At 72.6% G+C, this 24,867-nt stretch carries 21 protein-coding genes and 2 riboswitches; of the genes, 16 read left to right on the forward strand and 5 right to left on the reverse strand.

Annotated features, from left to right (window positions below; genetic code table 11):
* Positions 1 to 2: 2 nt before the first annotated feature.
* The 6 genes from ACM26Y_RS19420 to ACM26Y_RS19445 all read left to right on the forward strand — a co-directional run bounded on the left by ACM26Y_RS19420 (position 3) and on the right by ACM26Y_RS19445 (position 7,207).
* On the forward strand, positions 3 to 470 hold the full coding sequence (locus tag ACM26Y_RS19420) for a pyridoxamine 5'-phosphate oxidase family protein (protein WP_416061629.1): 468 nt from the start codon (positions 3 to 5) through the stop codon (positions 468 to 470).
* Between the two features lie 269 nt (positions 471 to 739).
* On the forward strand, positions 740 to 1,798 hold the full coding sequence (locus ACM26Y_RS19425) for a glycosyltransferase family 1 protein (protein ID WP_416061630.1): 1,059 nt from the start codon (positions 740 to 742) through the stop codon (positions 1,796 to 1,798).
* Entirely contained in the window at positions 1,795 to 2,901 is a 1,107-nt protein-coding gene (locus tag ACM26Y_RS19430; protein ID WP_416061631.1) for a glycosyltransferase family 4 protein, read from the forward strand. The genes ACM26Y_RS19425 and ACM26Y_RS19430 overlap by 4 nt, the downstream gene beginning before the upstream one ends.
* Positions 2,898 to 3,905 (forward strand): glycosyltransferase, encoded by a 1,008-nt coding sequence (locus ACM26Y_RS19435; RefSeq protein WP_416063710.1) that lies wholly within the window; start codon positions 2,898 to 2,900, stop codon positions 3,903 to 3,905. The genes ACM26Y_RS19430 and ACM26Y_RS19435 overlap by 4 nt, the downstream gene beginning before the upstream one ends.
* Positions 3,902 to 5,029, forward strand: coding sequence for a galactosyltransferase-related protein (locus ACM26Y_RS19440; RefSeq protein ID WP_416061632.1), 1,128 nt, complete (start codon positions 3,902 to 3,904; stop codon positions 5,027 to 5,029). The genes ACM26Y_RS19435 and ACM26Y_RS19440 overlap by 4 nt, the downstream gene beginning before the upstream one ends.
* A 33-nt stretch (positions 5,030 to 5,062) precedes the next feature.
* Complete coding sequence (locus ACM26Y_RS19445; protein WP_416061633.1) at positions 5,063 to 7,207, forward strand: catalase; 2,145 nt, start codon at positions 5,063 to 5,065, stop codon at positions 7,205 to 7,207.
* A gap of 158 nt (positions 7,208 to 7,365) precedes the next feature.
* Here the strand turns inward: ACM26Y_RS19445 and ACM26Y_RS19450 are convergent, their stop codons facing one another.
* The gene (locus ACM26Y_RS19450; protein WP_416061634.1) at positions 7,366 to 8,262 is read right to left on the reverse strand and encodes an SDR family oxidoreductase; all 897 of its coding nucleotides are present in this window, start codon (positions 8,260 to 8,262) and stop codon (positions 7,366 to 7,368) included.
* Between the two features lie 214 nt (positions 8,263 to 8,476).
* Here ACM26Y_RS19450 and ACM26Y_RS19455 point away from each other — a divergent pair, with 214 nt between their 5' ends.
* The 5 genes from ACM26Y_RS19455 to ACM26Y_RS19475 all read left to right on the forward strand — a co-directional run bounded on the left by ACM26Y_RS19455 (position 8,477) and on the right by ACM26Y_RS19475 (position 12,111).
* Complete coding sequence (locus ACM26Y_RS19455) at positions 8,477 to 8,797, forward strand: hypothetical protein (RefSeq protein WP_052034026.1); 321 nt, start codon at positions 8,477 to 8,479, stop codon at positions 8,795 to 8,797.
* Between the two features lie 61 nt (positions 8,798 to 8,858).
* A complete protein-coding gene (locus ACM26Y_RS19460; protein ID WP_416061635.1) occupies positions 8,859 to 9,383 on the forward strand; it encodes a hypothetical protein in 525 nt (174 codons plus the stop codon).
* Between the two features lie 89 nt (positions 9,384 to 9,472).
* Positions 9,473 to 10,909 carry a PepSY-associated TM helix domain-containing protein gene (locus tag ACM26Y_RS19465; protein WP_416061636.1) on the forward strand — a complete coding sequence of 479 codons (1,437 nt, stop codon included), beginning with the start codon at positions 9,473 to 9,475 and terminating at the stop codon, positions 10,907 to 10,909.
* Between the two features lie 34 nt (positions 10,910 to 10,943).
* Positions 10,944 to 11,456 carry a hypothetical protein gene (locus ACM26Y_RS19470; protein WP_054373932.1) on the forward strand — a complete coding sequence of 171 codons (513 nt, stop codon included), beginning with the start codon at positions 10,944 to 10,946 and terminating at the stop codon, positions 11,454 to 11,456.
* Positions 11,457 to 11,589: 133 nt separating this feature from the next.
* A complete protein-coding gene (locus ACM26Y_RS19475) occupies positions 11,590 to 12,111 on the forward strand; it encodes a DUF6790 family protein (RefSeq protein ID WP_416061637.1) in 522 nt (173 codons plus the stop codon).
* Here ACM26Y_RS19475 and cobF read toward each other — a convergent pair.
* Both cobF and cobN read right to left on the reverse strand, forming a co-directional pair.
* Positions 12,076 to 12,849, reverse strand: coding sequence for a precorrin-6A synthase (deacetylating) (cobF, locus tag ACM26Y_RS19480; RefSeq protein WP_371382407.1), 774 nt, complete (start codon positions 12,847 to 12,849; stop codon positions 12,076 to 12,078). The genes ACM26Y_RS19475 and cobF overlap by 36 nt on opposite strands.
* Positions 12,846 to 16,454: a cobaltochelatase subunit CobN gene (gene cobN / locus ACM26Y_RS19485; RefSeq protein WP_416061638.1), complete on the reverse strand. Its 3,609-nt coding sequence runs from the start codon at positions 16,452 to 16,454 to the stop codon at positions 12,846 to 12,848. The genes cobF and cobN overlap by 4 nt, the downstream gene beginning before the upstream one ends.
* 66 nt (positions 16,455 to 16,520) lie before the next feature.
* Positions 16,521 to 16,748: riboswitch (cobalamin riboswitch) on the reverse strand.
* Here cobN and ACM26Y_RS19490 point away from each other — a divergent pair.
* From ACM26Y_RS19490 to ACM26Y_RS19500, 3 genes are all read left to right on the forward strand, one after another.
* Positions 16,741 to 17,811 carry a cobalamin biosynthesis protein CobG gene (locus ACM26Y_RS19490; protein ID WP_416061639.1) on the forward strand — a complete coding sequence of 357 codons (1,071 nt, stop codon included), beginning with the start codon at positions 16,741 to 16,743 and terminating at the stop codon, positions 17,809 to 17,811. It overlaps the preceding riboswitch by 8 nt.
* Positions 17,808 to 18,458, forward strand: coding sequence for a precorrin-8X methylmutase (locus tag ACM26Y_RS19495; protein ID WP_416061640.1), 651 nt, complete (start codon positions 17,808 to 17,810; stop codon positions 18,456 to 18,458). Before ACM26Y_RS19490 ends, ACM26Y_RS19495 begins: the two co-directional genes overlap by 4 nt.
* On the forward strand, positions 18,455 to 19,978 hold the full coding sequence (locus ACM26Y_RS19500; protein WP_416061641.1) for a precorrin-2 C(20)-methyltransferase: 1,524 nt from the start codon (positions 18,455 to 18,457) through the stop codon (positions 19,976 to 19,978). Before ACM26Y_RS19495 ends, ACM26Y_RS19500 begins: the two co-directional genes overlap by 4 nt.
* Positions 19,979 to 20,029: 51 nt before the next feature.
* Here the strand turns inward: ACM26Y_RS19500 and cobM are convergent, their stop codons facing one another.
* Both cobM and cbiE read right to left on the reverse strand, forming a co-directional pair.
* Positions 20,030 to 20,791: a precorrin-4 C(11)-methyltransferase gene (gene cobM, locus ACM26Y_RS19505; RefSeq protein WP_416061642.1), complete on the reverse strand. Its 762-nt coding sequence runs from the start codon at positions 20,789 to 20,791 to the stop codon at positions 20,030 to 20,032.
* The gene (gene cbiE, locus ACM26Y_RS19510) at positions 20,788 to 21,990 is read right to left on the reverse strand and encodes a precorrin-6y C5,15-methyltransferase (decarboxylating) subunit CbiE (RefSeq protein WP_416061643.1); all 1,203 of its coding nucleotides are present in this window, start codon (positions 21,988 to 21,990) and stop codon (positions 20,788 to 20,790) included. The genes cobM and cbiE overlap by 4 nt, the downstream gene beginning before the upstream one ends.
* 34 nt (positions 21,991 to 22,024) lie before the next feature.
* Positions 22,025 to 22,222, forward strand: a riboswitch (cobalamin riboswitch).
* A 34-nt stretch (positions 22,223 to 22,256) separates the two neighbouring features.
* Between cbiE and ACM26Y_RS19515 the strand changes: the two genes are divergently transcribed.
* Both ACM26Y_RS19515 and cobO read left to right on the forward strand, forming a co-directional pair.
* Entirely contained in the window at positions 22,257 to 24,212 is a 1,956-nt protein-coding gene (locus tag ACM26Y_RS19515; protein WP_416061644.1) for a magnesium chelatase subunit D family protein, read from the forward strand.
* The gene (gene cobO / locus ACM26Y_RS19520) at positions 24,213 to 24,827 is read left to right on the forward strand and encodes a cob(I)yrinic acid a,c-diamide adenosyltransferase (RefSeq protein WP_003938352.1); all 615 of its coding nucleotides are present in this window, start codon (positions 24,213 to 24,215) and stop codon (positions 24,825 to 24,827) included.
* Positions 24,828 to 24,867: the final 40 nt, after the last annotated feature.

The raw sequence follows: 24,867 nt of genomic DNA on the forward strand, positions 1-24,867 counted from the left end.
TCATGAGTACATGGAAAGAGTTCTCCGAGCAGGCACCGGATCTGGCACAGGCGATCGCGGCACGCCTTCAGGCCCACAAGCATCACGTCCTGGCGACGCTGCGGCGGGACGGCTCACCGCGCGTCAGCGGAACGGAGGTGGAGATCGTCGACGGCCGGCTCGTGCTCGGGTCGATGCCCGGAGCGATGAAAGCCCGCGACCTGCAGCGCGACCCGCGCTACGCCCTGCATTCCAATCCCGGGCACCACTCGATGACGGGCGGCGACGCGAAAGTCTGCGGCCGGGCCCGGGAACTGCACGACGACGTCAAGGCGGCCGTGCTCGCCGCCTACCCGGAGGAGGTGCCGCCGGGGCCGATGCACCTGTTCGAACTCGACCTGGCCGAGGCCGTGCTCACCTCGGTCGACGAGGAACACCTGTACGTGGACCTGTGGCGTCCCGGGGCCACGGTCGAGCGTTTCGTCCGCTGACCCGGGCCGCCGCGCGGTTCGGCACGAAGAGATTCGGCGCCCCGGGCTGTCGGGTTCAACCCGGGGCGCCTTGGCCGGCCCGCATCCGGACTACGGGACGGCCCCGATCGTTGTGCCCACTGCGACGCGCTCGAAACCTCCGGACCCGAAATCGTTCCCGGCCGCACCCGGGGCGGGCGAGGTGTGGGATCCCTGCCGAACGGGTAGCCGCCCGTCGGAGCCGGCCACCCACGGGCGTGTCCGGTCGTTTGTCACGGGGAGGGTGGAACATGATTCGAGTGGCCTCGGTGCCCGCGTCGCACGTCTACGTCCGGCATCTGGCCGGACCGCACGGGGACGACGAGGTGGTGCGGCTGCCCGATCCGGTGCCCGCCGACGGACGCAAGGTACCGGGCGGATGGTGGCCGCCGCTGATGCTCGAGCCCGGATGGATCGCCGCCAACCACACCGAGTTCGACGTGTTCCACATCCACTTCGGCTTCGACGCGATCGAACCGGAGGCCCTGCAGGACGTGGTCGCCGAACTCGCCGACCACGACATCCCGCTCGTGTACACCGTGCACGACCTGCGCAACCCGCACCACCCCACGCCGGGCGTCCACAACAAGCAGCTCGACGTGCTGATCCCCGCCGCCACCGAGCTGATCACCCTCACCGAAGGCGCCGCCGGACGGATCGAGGCACTGTGGGGCCGCACCCCCACCGTCCTGCCCCACCCGCACGTCGTCGAACAGCCCTGGTTCGCGCGCGCGAACCGGTCCCCGGACGAGCCGTTCGTCGTCGGGGTGCACGCGAAGAGCCTGCGCGCCAACATGGACGTCTTCCCGGTCCTCGACACCCTCTCCCACACCGTCCGCGACCTGCCCGGCGCACAGCTGCGGATCGACGTCCACGACGAGATCTTCGACCCGGACAACCACTGGTACGCACCCGAGGCCGGAGCGAGGATCCTCGCCTTCGGAGACCGGCCGGGCGTCGACGTGCGGGTGCACAAGTACTTCTCCGACGACGAACTGTGGGAGTACCTGTCCTCGCTGTCGGTGTCCGTCCTGCCCTACCGGTTCGGCACCCATTCCGGCTGGCTCGAGGCCTGCCACGACCTGGGCACCGCGGTGATCGCCCCGAGCTGCGGGTTCTACCACCAGCAACGGCCCTGCCGGGTGTTCACCTACGACGAGCAGTCCTTCGACCCGGATTCCCTGGCCGATTCGGTGCGCGCGCTGTACCACAGCGGCCGACGGCCGCACAGCGACTGGGCGCAGCGGATGTTCGAACGGCGCTTCCTGTCCCAGGCACACCACGCGATCTACGAACGGGCCCTGTCGTGACGGGTCGCCCACTGCGTATCGCCCTCGTCGCGTCCCACCGCTTTCCCGTCGCGCAGCCCTTCGCCGGGGGACTCGAGGCCCACGTGTGGCACCTGACCCGCGCGCTCGGCGCCGACGGACACCGGGTGACGCTGTTCGCCGCCGCGGGCTCGGACGTCACCCTGCCCGCCTCGTTCCTCGAGGTCCGCACCTTCACGCCCAGCCCCGCCGCCCGCAGCGACGTGTCGATGCCGTCGGAGGCGTTCCTCGACGCCCACCACGCCTACCTGTCCCTGCTGCTGGAACTGGCCGGCCCGCTCGCGGACTCGTTCGACGTGATCCACAACCACAGCCTCCACTACCTGCCGCCGGCGATGGCCGCGACACTGCGGACCCCGATGCTGACCACTCTGCACACCCCGCCCACCCCGTGGCTCGAGTCGGCGCTGGCCGTCCCCGGTGGCGGCTCGGCGCACTACGCGGCCGTCAGCAGATACACCGCGGCGGCCTGGGCGCACGCGGTCGCCGCGCCGATCACCGTCGTCCCGAACGGGGTCGACCTCGGGACATGGCCGCTCGGTCCGGGTGGGCCGTCGCTGATCTGGTTCGGACGGCTGGTCCCCGAGAAGGGTGCCCACCTGGCGATCGAGGCGGCCCGGCGGGCGGGAACGCCCCTGCGGTTGGCCGGTCCGGTCAGCGACGAGGACTACTTCACCCGGCACATCGCCCCGCAGCTGGGCGACGGCGTCACCTATCTCGGTCATCTGCCGCAGCGGGAACTCGCGGCCGCGGTCGGCCGGTCGGCCGCCACCCTGGTGACGCCGCAGTGGGACGAGCCGTACGGCCTCGTCGTGGCCGAGTCCCTGGCATGCGGAACACCTGTGGTCGCGTTCGCACGCGGCGGCATCCCCGAGGTGCTCGACCGGCGCAGCGGCTGTCTCGTCGCCCCCGGCGACGTGGAGGCGCTGGCGGCCGCCGTGCCCGGCGCGGTCCGGTTGTCCCGTCTCGACGCCCGACGCCGCGCCGAGACGTTCTGTTCGGAACGCACCATGGTGGACTCCTACCTCGCCCTGTACCGCCGCCTGTGTGCGGCCGGTTCCGCCGTCCGGCAGTGCCCGGCATGATCGGCTACTACATCCACCACCACGGACACGGGCACCGCACCCGGGCGGCCTCGATCTGCGCCCGCACTAGCGAACCCGTGACCGCCCTGTGCTCGGCGCCGCTGGGGCACTTCGCCGACGTCTTCGCCGACGTCGTGGAACTGCCCCGCGACGACGAGTCCGTCGACACCGCGGAGGATCCCACCGCCGGCGGGATGCTGCACTGGGTGCCGCGGCACGATCGCGGCCTGCGCGAGCGGATGGCGGCGTTGGCGTCCTGGGTCGCCACGGCCCGGCCCCGGCTGCTGGTGGTCGACGTGTCGGTCGAGGTCGCGGTGTTCGCCCGGTTGCTGGGCGTCCCCGTCGTGGTCGTGGCCATGCCGGGCGAGCGCACCGACACCCCGCACGGGCTGGGTTACCGCGCGGCCGAGCACATCGTCGCGCCGTGGCCGCGGGAGGTGTACGAGCCGGCGTACCTGCGTCCGTACGCGGACAAGACCACCTATGTCGGCGGCATCAGCCGGTTCGACGGCCGGCCCGTCGCGTGCCCCGGCCGCGGTGACCGACCGCGGGTCCTGGTGCTGAGCGGCAGCGGCGGCTCGTCCCTGTCGGCCGAGCGCCTGCACGAGCTGGCCGAGCGTCACCCCGGCTACGCATGGGACGGCGTCGGTGTGCCGGGCGGTCCGTGGGTGGACGATCCGTGGCCCGCCCTGAGCAGGGCCGACGTCGTCGTCGGGCACGCCGGGCAGAACTCCGTCGCCGACATCGCCGCGGCACGGCGGCCGGCGATCGTCGTCGCCGAGCCCCGGCCGTACGACGAGCAGTGCGCTACCGCCGACGCGCTGGGCCGAGCCGGGCTGGCGGTGACCCTGCCGGCGTGGCCGCATCCGGACGACTGGCCGAAGCTGCTGCGCCGGGCCCTGCGGCTCGATCCCGCGCAGTGGTCCCGGTGGCGCACCGAGGGGGCAGCCGGCCGCGCCGCCGCGGTGCTCGACGAGGTCGCTGCGAAGGTGGCACCACGATGAAGACGACCGTGATCACTCTCGTCGCCGGTCGGCACGCGCACCTGCGGCTGCAGCTGCGCGGCCTGGCGCGCAGCGCACGGACCCCGGACGATCACGTGGTGGTGTCGATGGGCGACCCGGCCGTCGCGCCGCTGATCGAAGCGGAGGGGTATCCCGCCCATACGGTGACCTTGCCTGCGGGCGGACCGTTGTCACCGTCCGCGGGCGGACCGTTGTCACCGTCCGCAGGCGGACCGTTGTCACCGCCTGCGGGCGGACCGTTGTCACCGCCTGCGGGCGGACCGTTGTCACCGCCTGCGGGCGGACCGTTGTCACCGCCTGCGGGCGGACCGTTGTCACCGCCTGCGGGCGGACCGTTGTCACCGTCCGCGGGCGGACCGTTGTCACCGTCCGCGGGCGGACCGTTGTCACCGCCTGCGGGCGGACCGTTGCCACTGTCCACCGCGCGCAATCTGGGCGCCGAGTGTGCCTTGGCGCGCGGCGCCGAGCTGCTGGTGTTCCTCGATGTCGACTGCATCCCCTCGGTGGGTCTCCTCGGGTTGTACGAGCGGGCCGCGAGCGATCCGCAGCACGGCAGCGCCCTGCTGTGCGGTCCGGTGACCTATCTGCCGCCGCCGGGGCCGGAGGGATACGACCCGGCCCGTCTCGAGCGGAGCGTGAACCCGCACCCGGCACGGCCGAGTCCTCCGGCCGGCGCGATCCACACCGGTGACGAGTACGACCTGTTCTGGTCGCTGTCGTTCGCGACGACCCGCGAGACGTGGACGGCCGTCGGGGGCTTCTGCACGGACTACGTCGGGTACGGCGGCGAGGACACCGATTTCGCCCAGCGCGCCGCGCGGGCGGGCGTGGGGTTGCGCTGGATCGGCGGCGCCCATGCCTTCCATCAGCACCATCCGGTCTCCGACCCGCCGGTCGAGCATCTGCACGAGATCCTCCACAACGCCGCCGTCTTCCATCGGCGCTGGGGGCGCTGGCCGATGACGGGGTGGCTCACCCGATTCGCCGAGGCGGGTCTGGCCCGGTACGACACGGTCGCGGACCGGTGGGTCGCCACCGGGACGCATGCGGGCAGCGGGGGATGTTTGGAAACGGACGGGCGGGGCAACTCGGTCGGGACGTGAACGTCCCCTGTCTCGACCGAACGGAGCATCGCAGTGTTCGAGAAGAATCCGCCGGTTCCCGGCTCACCTGCCGGTTTCGAGGTTCCGGTCGAGGAACCCACGACCCCGACGGACCCGCCTCCGGCCAAGCCCGACCAGCGTGAGCCCGTCCCGGTCACTGCCACCGGCACACCCGAAGACCTGCCCGACGGTGCACGCGGCCCCCAGGGCCGCTTCCTCACCACCGCGCAGGGCGCACGGCTGACCGACACCGACCATTCCCTCAAGGCGGGTCGCCGCGGTCCGACACTCTTGCAGGACCACCACTTCCGCGAGAAGATCACCCATTTCGATCACGAGCGCATTCCCGAGCGGGCGGTGCACGCCCGAGGTGCCGCGGCGCACGGCGTCTTCCGGGCCAACGGCGCCGCCTCGAAGATCACCCGCGCCGGATTCCTGCAGAAGGGCAGCGAGACGCGTGTCTTCGTCCGCTTCTCGACGGTGCTCGGTTCGCGTGGTTCCGCCGACACCGTCCGTGACACCCGCGGATTCGCGACGAAGTTCTACACCGACGAGGGAACGTTCGACCTGGTGGGGAACAACATTCCGGTGTTCTTCATCCAGGACGCGATCAAGTTCCCGGACATCGTCCATGCCGCCAAGCCCCACCCGGACCGCGAGATCCCGCAGGCCCAGAGCGCGCACGACACGTTCTGGGACTTCGTCTCGCTGCACACCGAGGCCACCGCGCACACCCTGTGGAACATGTCGGACCGGGGCATTCCGCGCTCCTACCGGATGATGGAGGGGTTCGGCGTCCACACCTTCCGTCTCGTCAACTCCGACGGCGAGACGTCGCTGGTGAAGTTCCACTGGAAGCCGCGCCTGGGCGTGCACTCGCTGGTGTGGGAGGAGGCGCAGCTGCTCGGCGGCATCGACCCGGACTTCCACCGTCGCGACCTCGCCGACGCCATCGAATCCGGTGCCTACCCCGAATGGGATCTGGGTGTGCAGGTCTTCCCCGACACCCCGGAGCAGACCTTCGAGGGCATCGACCTTCTCGACCCCACCAAGATCGTCCCCGAGGAGCTCGCCCCGGTGCAGGTGATCGGGACGATGCAGCTCAACGCCAACCCGACGAACTTCTTCGCCGAGACCGAGCAGGTCGCCTTCCATCCCGGCCACCTCGTCCCCGGCATCGACGTCACCGACGATCCGCTGCTCCAGGGCCGGCTGTTCTCCTACCTGGACACCCAGCTCAGCCGGCTCGGCGGACCGAACTTCGGCCAGTTGCCGATCAACCGGCCGCACGCCCCCGTCAACGACATGCTGCGCGACGGCATGCACCAGACCGGCGTCCATCCGGGTGCGGCCCCCTACCGGCCCAACACGCTCGGCGCGGGGTGCCCGTTCCTCGCGGGTGTCGAGGACGCCGCGTTCATCGACGTGCCGGCGCCCATCGCCGCGGGCGTCAAGGAACGCGAGGCGCCGAGCACGTTCGACGATCACTTCTCGCAGGCCCGGCTGTTCTACCGGAGCCTGTCGGAGATCGAGAAGAAGCACGTGGCGAACGCGTACACGTTCGAGCTCGGGAAGTGCTTCGAACAGGCGATCAAGGAACGGCAGCTGCAGGTGCTCGCGAACATCGACGCCGGGCTGTGCGCCACCGTCGCGGCGGGTCTCGGCCTGCCGGCACCGGAGCCGACGGTGTCGACGGACGGTGAGCCGCTGCACAGCGAGGCCCTGTCCCAGGTCGGTGCGACGTGGCCGGTCGAGGGACGGATGATCGGCATCGTCGCGGACGACAGCGCCGACGTCGCCGAGGTCGCCAAGGCCGTGGCGGCGGTGGCCGCGGCGAAGGCCGTGCCGCTGGTGATCGGCCCGCACGGCGGCAAGCTCGACGGCGGCCGCAAGGAGGTGCCGATTTCGCGCACCTTCGACACGGCGCGGTCCGTCGAGTACGACGCCGTGCTGCTCGCCAGTGCCCCGGCCGATCCGCGGGTACGCATCCTGGTCGACGAGACGTTCCGGCACTGCAAGGCGATCGGCACGTGGGGCACGGGCACCGAAGCGCTCGAGCACGCAGCCGTCCACCCCGAGGCTCCCGGAGTGGTCACCGCCGACGACCCGGAAGCCGTGGTGACCGGGATCGTCGAACTGCTCGGCGCCCACCGCGTGTGGGAGCGGTCCCAGGCCTGACCCGACCCCCCGCTGCCGCAGTGACGGCAGCGGGGGGACGGTGGGGTGAGGGTGGGGGTGGGGGTGGCCGAATGTCACATCGCGTCGATCGAATCGACCGAATGTGACATTCGGCCACCCCCACCCGCACCCGCGCCCCCACCCCCACCACAGGTCCGTCAGGAGAAGGGCTTGCCGCCGGTGACGGCGATGACCTCGCCGGTGATGTAACTCGACTCCTGCGAGGCGAGGAAGACGTAGGCCGGGGCCAGTTCGGCGGGCTGCCCGGGCCGGCCGAGCGGGACGTCGTCACCGAAGGACTCGAACTTCTCCCGCGGCATGGTGGCCGGGATCAACGGTGTCCAGATCGGTCCCGGGGCAACAGCATTGACGCGGATGCCCCGCTTCGCGACATCCGACGCCAGGCCCTTGGTGAAGTCGACGATGCCGGCCTTGGTCGTGGCGTAGTCGAGCAGTTCCGGTGACGGGCTCGTCCCCTGGATCGACGACGTGTTGATGATCGTCGAGCCCGGTTCCATCACTTCGGTCGCGAACTTGCACAGCCAGAACAACGCGTACAGGTTCGTCTTCAGCACCCGGTCGAACTGCTCGGTGGTGATGTCGGCGATCCCGTTCATCTGCACCATCTGGTACGCCGCGTTGTTCACCAGGATGTCCAGGCCACCGAGTTCACGCACGGCCGTGTCGACCAGATGCCTGCAGTGTTCCTCGGAGCGGATGTCGCCCGGCACCGCGACGGCGCGCCGACCCGCCTCCTCGACCCACCGCACGGTTTCGCGGGCGTCGTCCTCCTCGGACTCCAGATAGCTGAGGACGACGTCGGCCCCCTCGCGGGCGAACGCGATCGCCACGGCCCGTCCGATCCCGGAGTCGGCGCCGGTGATCAGCGCCCGTCGGCCCTCGAGCCTGCCGCTGCCGCGATAGGTCTGCTCGCCGTGGTCGGGTGCCGACACCATGTCGGACGTCAGGCCCGGGTACTCGAGTTCGGGTTGCTTCTCACGATCCGGGGCCGGGTACTGCTCGACCGGATTTCGGGGCCGGTGCTGGTCGGTCATGGGTCCTCCCTCAGAGGGTCGGGGGCGAGTGCCGGGCGGTCCCGGGACCGCCCGGTCCGCACGGTGCATACCCGGACCCAGGAGTGGGTACACGGACTCCACGGGCGGTGAACCCCAGCGTTCTCCCGACCCGACCTCTGGAAAGGATGGGGCTGTGACGGAACACGAGAGTGAGTTTCGGAGAAGTGACACGACCCGCGCGGGTGCCGATCCGGTGCACAGCAGGCAGGTCCACGACCGGGACCTGACGAACGACAGCGACTTCCCGGCCGACGACGCCCGCACGATGCGCAGCCACGCCGGTGAGGCCCTGACCGACTCCCGGGGCTGGCCCGGCTACTTCTTCCTGGGCCTCGGGCTGCTGCTGCTCGGCCTGACTCTGGTGGCTGCCGGCTACGGCTTCGAGGGCTGGGCCTGGATCGCCGGTCCCGCCTGCATCGTGTCCTTCGGGATCGGTGCCGTGCTGGTCCTGCTCGAGCGCAAGCGGGTCCGCGACATCGAAGGAACGAGCCTGCGCGAACCGCGCGGTCACTGAGCGGTGCGCCCTTCGGGAGGTCAGGGCAGCCCGAAGGACACACCGCTGTAGGCTCCCTCGCGTGAATCCACGCCCGCCGACGCCCACGCAGCTGCGTGGCGCGTTCGTGGGCTCGACCTCCGCCGCGGTCTCCGTCGCGGCCCACGGCCTCGCCGGCGGTGAGATTCCGTCCCAGGCGTCGGTGGTGCTGATGGTTGCCGCCTGTGCGGCGTTCGGTGCCGCGCTGTCCGCACTCCGGTCACCCCGCCCGCTGACCGCGCTGGTGCTCGCCCTGACCGCGGGCCAGGCGATCGGTCACACCGTCCTGACCCTCACCGCCGAGCACGCCCACGGCCTCGGGCTCTCGCCCGCGATGCTCGGCGCCCACGCCGCCGCCCTCGTCGTCTCCGCAGCCCTGATCCGGGCGGCCGAGCAGGGGTGCGTCGCCGCACTCGGCGTCTTGCGGCACATCGTTGCCGCGATACTGACCCTGCCCCCGGCGCATGCGCCGCTGTGGGTGGCCACACCTTCGCACCGGGCACGTCTCGTGCTGCGGGTGCTCGTTTCCGCGCAGGCCGGCACCCGGGGTCCGCCCCGCACCGCCTGACCCGATCCTGTCCGCCGCGCCCGTACCCCGCGGCGGCTTTCCCACGTGTGACGACGCTGTCGTCACCGACGATCGAAACGAGCATTCGCATGTCCACGACCGACCTCGGGACGGATCGTTCCGTCCCGCCCCCGACCGGCCGAGCCGGCACCTCCTCCCTGCGACCACTCGTGCTGCGGCTGCACTTCTACGCCGGCATCCTCGTCGCCCCGTTCATCCTGATCGCCGCGGTCAGCGGCGGCCTCTACGCACTCGCGCCGACGATCGAGCAAATCGTCTATCGCGATCAGCTGCACACCGACGCCACCGGTCCCGCCGTGCCGGTGGCCGAGCAGATCCGGGTGGCCACCGGCCAGCGGCCCGATCTCACCGTCACCGCGGTGCGGCCGGCCGCGGCGCCCGGCGAGACCACCCGGGTCCTGTTCGCCGATCCGAGCCTCGGCGAGTCGCAGCGGCTCGCGGTCTTCGTCGACCCGGTCACCGCGCGGCCGCTCGGTGAGCTGGCCGTCTACGGCAGCAGCAGTGCCCTGCCGGTGCGGGCCTGGATCTCGCAACTGCACCGTCACCTGCATCTCGGCGAGCCAGGCCGCCTCTACAGCGAGCTGGCCGCGTCCTGGATGTGGGTGATCGCGCTCGGCGGCGTGTATCTGTGGGTGCGCCGGTTCCGGACGTTGCGGGCCCGCGGCGCCGAGGCGCGTCTGCTCACCGTCGACCGTGCCGCCACCGGCCGGTCCCGCACCCTCGGCTGGCACGGTGTGGTGGGGGTGTGGATCGCGGTCGGCCTGGTGTTCCTGTCCGCGACCGGTCTGACCTGGTCCCGGTTCGCCGGCGACAACATCGCCGAGCTGCGGGCGGCCCTGGACTGGAAGACGCCCGCCGTCGACGCGACCCTGACGGGGAGCAGCGCCGCACCCGCGACGGGCCACGAGGGGCACGGTGGCCACGGCGGGCACGGCGCCGACCCGGCGCTGCTCGACACGAACATCGCCCGCATCGACTCGGTGCTGGACGCGGCGGCCACCGCGGGACTGACCGGGGTCGTCGAGGCCTCGATCCCGGCGCAGGCCGGTACCGCCTTCACCGTCGCCGAGACCCGCCAGCCGTGGGTGTACGGCATCGACTCGGTCGCCGTCGACGGCGCGACCGGCGGGGTCGTCGACGTGCTGCGGTTCGCGGACTGGCCGCTCGCCGCACAGCTGACGTGGTGGTCGATCACCCTGCACATGGGCATTATGTTCGGGCTGATCACGCAGGTCGCGCTGGCGCTGCTGGCGGTGGCGTTGGTCACGGTGGTGGTGCGCGGTTACCTGCTGTGGTGGCGGCGACGACCCACCCGTGGCTCGGCGTGGTCCGTCGGCCGGGCCCCGTCCCGGGGTGCGCTGCGTCGTATCGGCGCAGTTCCGGCGGTCGCGATCGGTATCGCCGCCGCGGTGGTGGGGTGGTTCGCCCCGGTGCTCGGGCTCAGCCTGCTGGCGTTCCTCCTCGTCGACACCGCCGTCGGGTGGCGTAGCCGGGGACGCGCATAATGAACCCTCGTGTGCCTATCGACGAGGAGTGCCGGTGAGCGACGATCTGTCCGCATACCGTAAGGAGTTCGCCCGCATCGAGCGGAAGATCGCCGGGGAGTTCGACGCCGGTCGGCGACACCGCGTCCTCGTCGCCTGCATCGTCGCGGTGGTACTGGGTCTGCTTCTGCCGCAATCGGATACCGAGTGGTCGTGGACGGTGCTCGGCACGTGGTTCGGGCACGAGGCCACGACGACCGTGCCGATGCGGGTCTTCGTGACCCTCGCTGTGGTGTTCGGCGTGGTGTCGTCCACCGCGGCGCTGTGCACGCACCGCTGGCGGCTCGCGTCGGCGTCGATGCTCGGTTCCGGCCTGGCGTCCCTGTTCGGGCTGCTCGGCTACTGGTCGCAGAACGGCATGCCGGTGGAGACTCCGCACGCCCCCGGCGCGGGAATGGTGCTCGCCTGGCTCGGCATGGTGGCGCTGACCTCGCAGTGGCTGCCCGTCGTGCTCAGCCGCTCCCCCACCGACCGGCGGCCGCAGCCGGTGACCACGCCGGTGCTCTGAGGCCGATGCTCTGGCGCCGGGGCATCCGCGCACCGCGCGGATGTCCCGGCGTTCCACTGCGCGGCAGGCCGGCCGCGGCGTACATTTCGCCGGTGAAGCGGCCCGACGCGGCTGCCCCACGAAGGGAGTTGCCGTGCCGACCGCCGTACTCGCCGTCGTCGCTCTCGTCGGCGCATTCCTGCAGTCCCGCCACCGCCGCGGCACCGCCCGCATCGACACCTACCTCGTGTGGTGGCTCGTGGCGGCAGTCGGCGTCGCCTCGGTGATCGGGGCCGCGTTCCACGTCTTCGACGGTCCCGCAACCGCCGAGATGATCGGATACACCCGCGGCGACGGGGGTTTCCAGTTCGAGAACGCCATGGGCGATCTCGCGATCGGCGTGGCGGGCATCCTGTGCTACCGCTTCCGCGGCGGGTTCTGGCTCGCGACGATCGTCGTGACGACAGTCCAGTACTTCGGCGACGCCGCCGGTCATCTGTACTTCTGGCTCGCGAAGGACAACACCGAGCCGGGCAACGTCGGCTTCCCGCTGTGGTTCGACATCATCCTGCCGATCGTGGCGTGGGCCCTGTACGCGGCGTCGTACCGGCGGGGCGGCGACGCCGTTCCCCTCACCCGGTCAGGAGCCGGCGCCGACGCCGCCCGCGCGACGTAGCAGGTAGGTGTCCATCACCCAGCCGCGCGCCGCCTTCGCGCGGGCGCGGGCCCGCTCGATCTCCGGCAGCACCCGGTGCAGCGGACCCGCGACGAGTTCCTCGTCGGACGTGCCGAGGTCGGCGCCCCACCAGATGTGCCAGTCGCCCTCGAGGCGGGCGCATTCGAGCGCGCCGTCGAGCATCACCACGAGGTTGTCGCCCCCGGCGGCGACCTCGTGCGCGAGGCACCGGCCCGTCGTGATCGTGATCGGGCCGCCGATCCGGTTGAGCACCAACCGGTGCCGCGCCGCGAGCAGCGACACGGCACTCACCCCCGGGACCACGTCGTAGTCGACGTCGAGCACGCCCCGGTCACGTATACGTTCGACGACGCGAATGGTGCTGTCGTACAGGCTCGGATCGCCCCACACGAGGAATCCGGTGGTCTCGTGCGGCGCGACCTGCTCGCGCAGCACCGACTCGTAGGCGGCGGCGCGGGCCGCGTGCCAGTCCCGCACCTCGGTGCCGTAGGCGGACGGGGTCCGGTCGCGCGGCGGGTCCGGCACCGTGATCACCCGGTAGTCGCCGGTGACGTGCCGGCGGCAGATCTCCTCCCGCACGGCGACGAGATCGTCGACGCCGCGCTGCTTGTCGGCGACGAGGAACACGTCCACCTCGTTCAGCGCCCGGACCGCGGCCACGGTGAGGTCGTCGGGACCACCCGGCCCGATCCCGATCAGCCGCAGCCGCCTTCTCATCCGCGATCCTCGAGGTCGCCCTCCACGTCGAGGTAGGCCTGCTGCAGTTCCGCGAGCGTCGCCGGATCCGGCTCGGCCCACAGCCCTCGGTCGGCGGCCTCGGAGAGCCGTTCGACGATGCCGCGCAGCGCCCACGGGTTGGCCTCGCGCAGGAACTGCTGGTTCTCCGGGTCGAGCGCGTAGGTGCGGGCGAGGGTTTCGTACATCCAGTCGGCGACGACGCCGGCGGTGGCGTCGTAACCGAACAGGTAGTCCACGGTCGCGGCGAGCTCGAACGCCCCCTTGTACCCGTGCCGGCGCATCGCGGCGAGCCAGCGCGGATTGACCACCCGGGCCCGGAACACGCGGGCGGTCTCCTCCGCCAGCGAGCGGGTGCGGACCTGGTCGGGGGTGGTGGAATCGCCGATGTACGCCTTCGGGTCCGCGCCGGTGAGCGCGCGTACGGTGGCGACCATGCCGCCGTGGTACTGGAAGTAGTCGTCCGAGTCGGCGATGTCGTGCTCGCGGGTGTCGGTGTTCTTCGCCGCCACCGCGATCCGCCGGTAGTTGGCACGCATGTCGTCCGCGGCCGGGACACCGTGCAGGTGCCGCCCGTACGCGAATCCGCCCCACGCGGTGTACACCTCGGCGAGATCGGCGTCGCTGCGCCAGTTCCCGGAGTCGATGAGCGGCAGGATGCCGGCACCGTAGGAGCCGGGCCGGGAACCGAAGATGCGCCGGACCGCGCGCTCGGGGTCGCTGTGCTCGGCCTCGTCGCGGCGGGCGTGCGCGCGCACGAAGTTCAGATCGTCGGGTTCGTCGAGGGCGGCGACGGTGCGGATCGCGTCGTCGAGCATCGCGACGACGTGCGGGAAGGCGTCGCGGAAGAACCCGGAGATGCGGACGGTGACGTCGATGCGGGGCCGGCCGAGTTCGTCGAGGGGGATCACGGTCAGCTCGCGCACCCGCCGGGACTCGGCGTCCCATTCGGGGCGCACGCCGATCAGGGCGAGCACCTCGGCGATGTCGTCGCCGGAGGTGCGCATCGCGGAGGTTCCCCACACCGACAGACCCACCGACGGCGGGTAGTCGCCGGTGTCCGCGCGGTACCGGTCGAGCAGGTTGTTCGCCAGGGCCACGCCGGTGTCGTAGGCCAGCCGGCTCGGCACTGCCTTCGGGTCGACGGTGTAGAAGTTGCGACCGGTGGGCAGCACGTTGACCAGGCCGCGCAGCGGCGACCCGGACGGACCGGCGGGGACGTAACCGCCGTCGAGGGCGTGCAGCACCGCGTCGAGTTCGTCGGTGGTGCGGGCCAGGCGCGGCACGACCTGCTCGGCGGCGAAGGCGAGCACCCGCTCGACCTCCGGATCCTGCTGTCCCAGAATCTGTTCGACGACAGTGCCAGCGCACTCGACGCGCCAGCCGGCGTCCTCCATGCCCTGCACCAGGGCCCGGGCCTGGGACTCGACCGCGTCGGTCTCGGTGAGCGGCGCATCCGGCTTCAGACCGAGCGCGGTGCGCAGCCCGGGCACCGCGTGCGCCTTGCCGCCCCACACCTGCGCGGCCCGCAGCACCGACAGCACCAGGTTCACGCGGGCCTCCCCGACGGGCGCCGTGCCGAGCACGTGCAGGCCGTCGCGGATCTGCGCGTCCTTGACCTCGCACAGCCAGCCGTCGACGTGCAGCAGGAAGTCGTCGAATTCGGCGTCGTGCGGGCGGTCGTCGAGACCGAGGTCGTGGTCGAGCTTCGCGGCCTGGATCAGCGTCCAGATCTGGGCGCGGATCGCGGGCAGCTTGGCCGGGTCCATCGAGGCGATGTTGGAGTACTCGTCGAGCAGCTGCTCGAGCCGGGCGATGTCGCCGTACGACTCGGCCCGCGCCATCGGCGGGATCAGGTGGTCGACGATGGTGGCGTGGGCGCGTCGTTTCGCCTGGGCGCCCTCCCCCGGATCGTTGACCAGGAATGGGTAGATCAGCGGCAGGTTGCCGACGGCGGCGTCGGTCGCGCAGGCCGCCGACAGGCCGGCGTTCTTACCGGGCAGCCATTCCATCGAGCCGTGCTTGCCCAGGTGGACGACGGCGTCGGCCCCGAAGCCGTTCTCCACCCACCGGTACGCGGCGAGGTAGTGGTGCGACGGTGCCATGTCCGGATCGTGGTAGATCGCCACCGGGTTCTCGCCGAACCCGCGGGGCGGCTGGATCATCAGCACCACGTTGCCGGCCTGCAGGGTGGCGAGCACGATCTCGCCGTCCGGGTCGGCACTGCGGTCGACGAACAGTTCGCCCGGGGCCTCGCCCCACGCCTCGGTCATCGCGCCGGTCAGCTCGGCCGGCAGGTCCGCCGTCCACTCGCGGTAGCGCGCCGCGCTCACCCGCACCGGGTTGCCCGCCATCTGCTCGGCGCTGAGCCACTCCTCGTCCTGGCCACCCGCGGCGATCAGGGCGTGGATGAGCGCGTTGCCCGCCTCGGCGTCGTCCTCGGTGTCGAGGCCGGGAAATCCGTCGCCGAGGTCGTAGCCGCCCTTGCGCAGCGCGCGCAGCAGCCGGATCGCGGAGACGGGGGTGTCCAGGCCGACGGCGTTGCCGACGCGGGAGTGCTTCGTCGGATACGCCGAGAGCATGATCGCCAGCCGCCGCCGGGCCGGTGGGATTCGTCGCAGGCGGGCGTGCGCGACGGCGATCCCGGCGACGCGACGGCACCTTTCGGGGTCGGTGACGTAGCGCGGTAGGCCGTCGGCGCCGAATTCCTTGAACGAGAACGGCACCGTGATGATGCGGCCGTCGAATTCGGGGACGGCGATCTGCGTCGCGGAATCGAGTGGGGAGACACCCTCGTCGGATTCGGCCCACGCGTCGCGTCCCCAGGTCAGGCACAGCGCCTGCAGGATCGGAACATCGAGGGCGGCAAGCGCTCCGACGTCCCAGGCATCGTCGTCGCCGCCGGCGGAGACGGTGGCCGGGCGGGTACCGCCGGCGGCGAGGACGGTGACGATCAGGGCGTCGAGGGTGCCGAGTTCGGCGAGCAGATCTGCGGGGGCCCCGCGCAGGGTGGAGCAGAAGATCGGCACGGCCACGGCGCGGCCGGTGGCGTCGACCTCCTGCGCAAGATCACGGACGAAGCGGGTGTTTCCGCTGGTCTCGTGGGCGCGGTAGTACAGGATGCCCACCTTCGGCAGGGCGGGATCGGGCGCGGCGGGCGCGTGGCTGCCCCACTCGGGCAGCGCGGCCGGCGGATCGAAGCCCTCGCCGGTGAGCAGGACGGTGTCGGACAGGAAGGCGTGCAGCTGGGCCAGGTTGGCCGGTCCACCTTGCGCCAGGTAGGCGTGGGCTTCGGTGGCGATGCCGACGGGGACCGTGGAGTGGCTCATCAGCTCGGCGTCGGGCAGCTGCTCGCCGCCGAGCACGACGACGGGTGCGCCGTGCGCCAGGACCGCGTCGATGCCGTGCTGCCAGGACCGCACCGAGCCGAGGATGCGGACGATCACCAGGTCGGCGCCGTCGAGCAGGCGCGGCAGCTCGGTGCCGACGTCGAGGCGCGACGGATTGCCCAGCGCGTACTCGGCGTCGGAGCTCAGCGCCGACAGCAGGTCGGTGTCGGACGTGGACAGCAGTGCGAGCCGCGTCACGGCCGGGTCCTGCGCAGTTCGATTCCGCGCAGCACGAATTCGGTCATGTTCAGTCTCCAAACCCTCGTGGACTTCCCGTGCCGTGGCCGGTCTCCTGGCTGACGGATCGTCGCTGCTGCGCCGACCTTCCCGGACGTGCGTCCAGTGGTCTCCGGACCGGCGGACCGGTCCGGACGAGGGCGAGCAACTACCCGCTCACAGTGGCGAGGGCCGCGCCGGTCTCACACCGGCTTCCCGAGCACCACGGCAGGTGGAGCGTAGCGCACGTGTGCAACCATGTGCCCCCATGGTCGACCTTCCCCCGGCGCCGGCCCAGGATCGGTGTCCCGGTCTGCTGCGCCCCCACCTCGCCGCCGACGGCGCGCTGGTGCGGCTGCGCGCGCCCGGCGGCCGGCTCCCGGACGGCGGCCTGCAGGCGCTGTCGGATGCGTCGGTCGCCTTCGCGGACGGCGACGTGCACCTCACCTCGCGCGGAAACCTGCAGCTCAGAGGCGTCGAGGTGGACGCGTGCGGCGGGGTGCCGGCCGGCCTGGTCGAGGCGGTGACCGCGGCCGGGTTCCTGCCGGCGCCGTCGCACGAACGGGTCCGCAACATCGTCGCCTCGCCGCTGTCCGGGATCACCGGCGGCCGTGTCGACATCCGCCCGCTGATCGGCGCGCTCGACGCCGCCCTGTGCGCCGAGCCCACCCTCGCGCAGCTGCCGGGGCGGTTCCTGTTCGGGCTCGACGACGGCCGCGGCGACGTCACCACCCTGCGCTGCGACCTCGCCGCGGTGGCCGTCGAACCCGGACTGTTCCGCGTCACGATCGGCCGGCGCTCCGGCCCGGTGGTGCCGGCCGGGCGGGTCGTCGGGACCCTGGTCGACCTCGCCCAACGGTTCGCGGCGATCCGCGACACCAGCTGGCACGTGCACCGACTGCCGGAGGCCGGCGCCGAACTCGGCGGTGGTGCCCCGCTGCCGCCGCCCGCGCGGTACACCGTGCCGTACGGCCCCCTGCCCGGAGCGGTCTCGGCCCTGGTCCCGCTGGGCATCCTCGCCCCCGCGATGGTGGCGGCGCTGCCCAAACGAGACGTGATCGTCACCCCGTGGCGCGGCCTGGTCCTGCCCGGCGAGCACGATCCGCAGCCGCTGCACGACGCCGGGTTCGTCCTCGACGGCACGTCGCCGTGGACCCGCACCACCGCATGCACCGGCGCGCCGCGGTGTAGCCTCGCCGAGGGCGACACCCGTGCCACGGCCCGTCGCACCGTCGCCGATACGCCGCCACCGGGCCACCTGCACGTCGTGGGGTGCGAACGGTCCTGCGGCGCACCGAATTTCCCCCACACGCTTCTGCTCGCGAGGAACCCGGCATGACCCTGTCCCCCCCACCCCGCCGCTACGACTACGTCACCGACGGCGCCGACATCTACGTCCGGTCGTTCGCGACGATCCGCGCCGAAACCGACCTGTCCGCGATCCCGGCGGACGCCGAGAAGGTCGCGGTGCGCATGGTGCACGCCTGCGGGCAGACCGACCTGACCCGCGACCTCGCGATCCACCCGGACCTGGTGTCCGCGGCGCGCAGGGCGCTGCGCTCCGGCGCGCCGATCCTCACCGACGCGCACATGGTCGCGTCCGGGGTGACCCGCACCCGGCTGCCGGCGGACAACGAGGTGCTGTGTTTCCTGCGCGACCCGCAGGTACCCGATCTCGCGTCGGCGTGGGGCACCACCCGCTCGGCCGCGGCGGTGTCGCTGTGGGAGGACCGCCTCGACGGCGCCGTCGTCGCGATCGGCAACGCACCCACCGCGCTGTTCCACCTGCTCGAGCTCATCGACGCCGGCGGCCCCCGGCCCGCCGCGATCGTCGGGGTGCCGGTCGGGTTCATCGGCGCCGCCGAATCCAAGGAGGCGCTCGCCGCGCATCCGCTGCAGATCCCGTACCTGGTCGTGCGGGGACGGCGCGGCGGCTCGGCGATGGCGTCGTCCGCGATCAATGCCCTGGCCCAGGAGGCGGAGTGAACGACACCGGACGGTTCTACGGAGTGGGCCTCGGCCCCGGCGATCCCGAGCTGATCACCCGCAAGGCGGCCCGGCTGATCGAGCAGGCCGACGTGATCGCCTACCACTCGGGCACTCACGGCCGGTCCATCGCGAGGGGCATCGCGGCCGAACTGATCCGGGAGGGGGTGCACGAGGAGGCGCTGATCTACCCGGTCACCACCGGCACCACCGACCACCCCGGCGGCTACGACGGGGCCATCGCCGACTTCTACGACGAGTGCGCGGCGCGCCTGGCCGTGCACCTCGACGCCGGCCGCACCGTCGTCGTGCTGTGCGAGGGCGACCCCCTGTTCTACGGCTCCTACATGTACCTGCACGACCGCCTCGCGAACCGCTATGCGACGGAGGTGGTTCCGGGCGTGACGTCGGTGTCCGCGGCCGCGGCGGCCGCGGCGGAACCGCTGGTGCGGCGCACCGACGTGCTCACCGTGCTGCCCGGCACGCTGCCCGAGCCGGAACTGGCGCGCCGTCTCGCCGACACCGACGGCGCCGCGATCATGAAGCTGGGCCGCACCTTCCCCGCGGTCCGCTCCGCGCTCGCCCAGGCGGGCCGGCTCGACGACGCGGTCTATGTCGAGCGCGCGTCGATGGGCGGGCAGCGCATCGTCCCCGTCGCCGACGTCGACGCCGATGCGGTGCCGTACTTCTCGGTGATCCTCACCCCCGGCGACCGCGCACCGCGCAACCGGGACATCACCGACCGGTCCCGGCCCGTCGTCGCCGAGGTTCCGGACACGGTCGCTACCCGTGAGCTGCTCGTCGTCGGTCTCGGGCCCGCCGACGAGAAGTGGCTCACCCCCGAGGCCGCCGCCGCGCTGGCGTCCGCCGACCACATCGTCGGGTACGGACCCTACGTCGACCGCGTGCCGGTCCGGCCGGGACAGCAGCGGCACGCCAGCGGCAACACCGTCGAGGTGGACCGGGCCCGCTTCGCCCTCGAGCTGGCGCTGTCCGGCGAGCGGGTGGCCGTCGTCTCGGGCGGCGACGCCGGAGTGTTCGGGATGGCCTCGGCGGTGTTCGAGGCCGCACAGGATCCGCGCTTCGCCGAGATCCCGGTGCGGGTGCTGCCCGGCGTGTCGGCGATCCAGGCCGTCGCCGCGCGGGCGGGCGCCCCGATCGGCGGCGACTTCGCGGTGCTGAGCCTGTCGGACCGGCTCAAGCCGTGGGAGGTGATCGAGCAGCGGCTCACGGCCGTCGCGCAGGCCGACCTGGTGCTGGGCATCTACAACCCGGCATCGCGGTCGCGGACCACACAGGTCGCGCAGGCGCGGGCCGTGCTGCTGCGGCACCGCCCCGCCGACACCGTCGTGGTGATCGGCCGCGACGTCGGCCGCCCCGGCGAGTCGCTCGAGGTGACCACCCTCGAGAAGCTCGACCCGGACGCGATCGACATGAAGTGCCTGATCGTCGTGGGCTCGTCCGGCACCGCGGTCACCGCGACCGGCGCGGTGTGGACGTCGCGCTCGGTGCGGCCCTGAACATTCGCGCGGCAGGGATCCGCGCACGTCACGGCATGCGCGGATCCCGATTCAGCGCGTGAAGCCGCTGCGGTCCCGCGCCGGGTCGTACAGATGCGAGCACGCGACGTCCGCCGACCGCACGCCCAGAGCCCGTCCGACGACGATCACCGCGGTGTGCCGCAGTCCCGCCGCCTCGACCTGGTCGGCGATGTCGGTGAGCGTGCCGCGCAGCACCAGCTCGTCCGGGCGGGACGCGAACGCCACCACCGCGGCCGGACAGTCGGCGCCGTACTCGACGCTCAGTTCCTCGGCGAGGACCCGGATCCGGGTGATCGCCAGGTGCAGCACGAGGCTCGCGCGCAGTCCCGCGACGCGGGCCAGGGCCTCGGTGTCGGGCATCGCCGTCGAGCGGGCCTGCGTGCGGGTCAGCACGACGGTCTGCACCAGCTCGGGCACGGTCAGCTCCGCGCCGAGGGTCGCCGCGGCCGCCGCGTAGGCCGGCACACCGGGCGTGACGTCCCACGGCACCCCCGCGGCGTCGAGCCGGCGCGTCTGCTCGGTCAGGGCCGAATACAGCGACGGGTCACCGGAACACAAGCGGACGACGTCGAGGCCGCGCCGGTGGGCGTCGACGAGGTGCGCGGTGATCTCGTCCAGGTCCAGGTGCTGGGTGTCGACGAGCCGGGCATCGGGACGGCAGTGCGCGAGCACCTCGCCGTCGAGATATGTGCCGGCGTAGAGCACCACCGGCGCCTCGCTCAGCAGCCGCGCCGCCCGCAGCGTCAGCAGGTCGGCCGCACCGGGGCCGGATCCCACGAAGTGAACTGTCATCTCTCGCCTTTCGTCACCTGCCACTGCACCACCGGGCGCAGCGCCTGCCACCCGCTGAACCCGCCGAGCGGCGCGGCCTGCTCCACGGTCAGCCGGGTCAGTTCCCCGCCGTGGCTCTTCCACCACTGCGTCAACGTCGCCTCGGTCTCGAGGGTCACCGCATGCGCGACCAGACGCCCACCCGGACGCAGCCGGGCCCAGCATGTTTCCAGCACCCCCGGAATCGACCCGCCGCCGCCGACGAAGACGGCATCGGGGGTGTCGAGGCCGGTGAGTGCGTCGGGGGCGGGGCCGCGCACCACCACGACCGACGGGACGCCGAGCCGCGCGGCGTTGCGTCCGATCCGTTCGGCGCGCGCCGCGTCGCGTTCGATCGCGACCGTGCGGCAGCGCGGATCGGTGCGGGCCCATTCGATGCCCACCGACCCGGCGCCGGCCCCGACGTCCCACAGCAGTTGCCCCGGCCGCGGTGCGAGCGCGCACACCGCGGCGAGCCGGATCGGTCGTTTGGAGATCTGACCGTCGTGCTCGAACGCGTCGTCGGGCAGGCCGGGCGTCGTGGGATATCCCTCGGCTCCGCAGCATTCGATGCAGACGATGTTGAGGGCGGGCGCGTCGCCGGACCAGTCGTCGGCGGTGGCGGTGCGCCGCGCCTCCTCGGGTGCGCCGAGGTCCGACAGCACGGTCAGGACGCTCGCACCGAACCCGTCGCGACGCAGCAGGTCGGCGACCCGCGCCGGGGTGGACCCGTCGGAGGAGAGCACGATCAGCCGTCGGCCCGGCCCGAAGGCGCGGCGGACCGCGTGCACGTCGCGGCCCACCAGGGTCACCACGTCCACCGATTCGGCGCTCCACCCCATGCGGGCGCGGGCCAGCGCCACCGACGACACGGCGGGCAGCACTGTCACCGCGTCGGCGCCGAGCCGGTCGATCAGGGTGGTCCCGATCCCGGAGACGAGCGGATCGCCCGACGCGACCGCCACGATCGTGCGGTCGCGGTGCCGCGCGAGCAGCGCGTCGAGCCCGTCGCGCAGCGGGGACGGCCACGGCTCGCGGACGGCGCCGGTCTCGGGCAGCAGCGCCAGATGGCGCCGTCCCCCGAGCAGGACCTGCGCGCCGAGCACCGCGTCGCGGGCGGGGGGCGGCAGGCCGTCCCAGCCGTCGGCGCCCATGCCGACGACGGTGATGTGTGAGCCCATGGCGTCGAACCCTAGCCGGTGCGGCTAGACTCGGCGCCGGCAAGACAATCGAGGTGCCCCTCACGGGGATAATCGGGAAGCCGGTGAGAATCCGGCACAGGCCCGCTGCGGTGACCCGGGAGTCGTCGATCATGCGCACCACGCGCAGCCACTGGACCGTCCGGTCCGGGAAGGCGATCGCACGGCGTCCGACCGGGAAGTCCGAATACCGGCCTCGATTCCGTTTGCCGAGAAGACATCCCAGCGGGAGCCTGTGGAGGTTGAGAGTGCACGTGTATCCGTTCAGCGCCGTCGTCGGCTCCGACGACCTGGCGCTGGCCCTGTCCCTGTGCGCGGTGTCGCCGTCGATCGGCGGGGTGCTCGTGCGCGGGGAGAAGGGCACCGCCAAGTCGACCACGGTGCGCGCCCAGGCCGCGCTGTTACCGCAGGTCACCGAGGTCGCCGGCTGCCGGTTCGCGTGCGACCCCGCCGCCCCCGACCCGTCCTGTCCCGACGGCCCGCATCCGCACGGCGCGGCGGCGCAGACCCGGCCGGCGCGGCTGGTGGAACTGCCCGTCGGCGCCACCGAGGACCGGGTCACCGGCTCCCTGCACCTGCAGAAGGCGCTGTCGGCGGGCACCGCCGAGTACGAGCCCGGCCTCCTCGCCCGGGCGCACCGCGGGGTGCTCTACGTCGACGAGGTCAACCTGCTGCACGACCATCTCGTGGACCTGCTGCTCGACGCCGCGGCGATGGGCCGCTGCTCCGTCGAGCGCGACGGGGTGTCGGTCTCGCATGCCGCCCGGTTCGTGCTGGTCGGGACGATGAACCCGGAGGAGGGCGAGCTGCGTCCGCAGCTGCTCGACCGCTTCGGACTCACCGTCGAGGTGGCCGCGCCGCGCGATCCGCAGGTGCGGGCGGAGATCGTGCGGCGGCGCCTGGCGTTCGATGCCGACCCCGCGGCGTTCGTCGCGGGCTGGGCCGACGCCGAGTCCGAGCTGGCCCGGCGGCTCGCCGGGGCCCGCGAGCGGCTGCCGCACGTGCGGCTCGGCGACGACGCGCTCGTCGCGATCGCGGAGGTGTGCGCGGCGTTCGACGTCGACGGGATGCGCGCCGACCTGGTCACCGCCAAGACCGCCGTCGCGCACGCGGCCTGGGCGGGCCGCGACGAGGTCACGCGGGAGGACATCGCGGTGGCGGCGCGGCTCGCGTTGCCGCACCGTCGTCGCCGCAACCCCTTCGACGAGCCCGGCATGGACGAGACGCTGCTCGACGAGCTGCTCGGCGACCGGTCCCCCGAACCCGATCCGGACGGATCCGACGATCCCGGCCCCGATGATCCCGGTCCGGACGACCCCGGACCCGACGGTCCCGGTGGCGGCGAAGCGACGCCGGGCCGGGACGATCGCGCGGAGGGCTCCGGCGCGGCGACGTCCGTCGCGGCCCCGGCCGAGCCCTACCGGACCCGCCTGTTCACCGTCGACCGCACGGGCCGCGGCACCGCGGGCCGGCGCTCCCGGGCGCGCACGACGGTCGGCCGCACGGTCGGCGAGCGTCGCGCCGACACCGGCCCCGTCCACCTGCCCGCCACCATCCGCGCCACCGCCGCCCACCCGTGCGCGTTTCCGGTAGCGGGAACTACCGGAAACGCGCACGGGTGGCAGGTGCGACGGAAGGTCGTAGAGGGGCGTGAGGCCAACCTGGTGCTGCTGTGCGTCGACGCCTCCGGCTCCATGGCGGCGCGGCAGCGGATGACGCAGGTCAAGACGGCGATCCTGTCGCTGCTGCTCGACGCCTACCGGCGCCGCGACACCGTCGGTCTGGTGACCTTCCGCGGCGATCGCGCCGTGCTCGCCTTGCCGCCGACCAATTCGGTGGACGTGGCCGCGGCCCGGCTGCGGGAGCTGCCGGCGGGCGGGCGCACCCCGCTCGCCGAGGGACTGCTCGAGGCGGCCGAGACGATCCGGCGGCACCGGCTGCGCGAACCCGACCGGCGGGCGTTGCTCGTCGTGGTCACCGACGGTCGCGCCACCGCAGGTGCGGACGCGGTGGCCCGGTCCCTCGCGGCCGCCGACCGCATCGCCACCGCCGGGATCGACGCGGTCGTCGTGGATTCCGAGACCGGCCGGTTCCGCATGGGTCTCGCGGCCCGGCTCGCCGAACGGCTCGGCGCCGAACACGTTCCCGTCGGCGAGGTCCACGCCGACGCGCTCACGACCGTCGTCCGAGGAAGGGCCGCGTAGATGCCGAAGGGACAACCGGCCACCGTGCCGGACGACGGTCTCACGACCCGTCAGCGCCGCAACCGGCCGCTGCTGATGGTCCACACCGGCGACGGCAAGGGCAAGTCGACCGCCGCGTTCGGGCTGGCACTGCGCGGCTGGAACCAGGGCTGGTCGGTCGCGGTGTTCCAATTCGTCAAGTCCGCCAAGTGGCGTCTCGGCGAGCAGACCGCCTTCGAGACCCTCGGCGACCTGCACACCGAACGCGGCACGGGCGGCCCGATCGAGTGGCACAAGATGGGCTCCGGGTGGTCATGGTCCCGCAAGGACGGCACCGAGGAGGACCATGCCGCCGCGGCACTCGCCGGGTGGCGGGAGATCCAGCGCCGGCTCGCCGCCGAGCAGCACGGGCTGTACGTGCTCGACGAATTCACCTACCCGATCGGCTGGGGCTGGATCGACGCCGACGAGGTGGTGCAGACGCTCGCCACGCGCCCCGGCCACCAGCACGTCGTGATCACCGGCCGCCGGGCGCATCCGGCATTGATCGAGGCCGCGGATCTCGTGACCGAGATGACCAAGATCAAGCACCCGATGGACGCGGGCCAGAAGGGCCAGAAGGGCATCGAGTGGTGACACTCGGGGGTGGCAGCGTGGTGACACTCGGGGGTGGCAG

The sequence above is a fragment of the Rhodococcus indonesiensis genome (genome assembly GCF_047782815.1).
Taxonomy (GTDB): Bacteria; Actinomycetota; Actinomycetes; order Mycobacteriales; family Mycobacteriaceae; genus Rhodococcus; species Rhodococcus indonesiensis.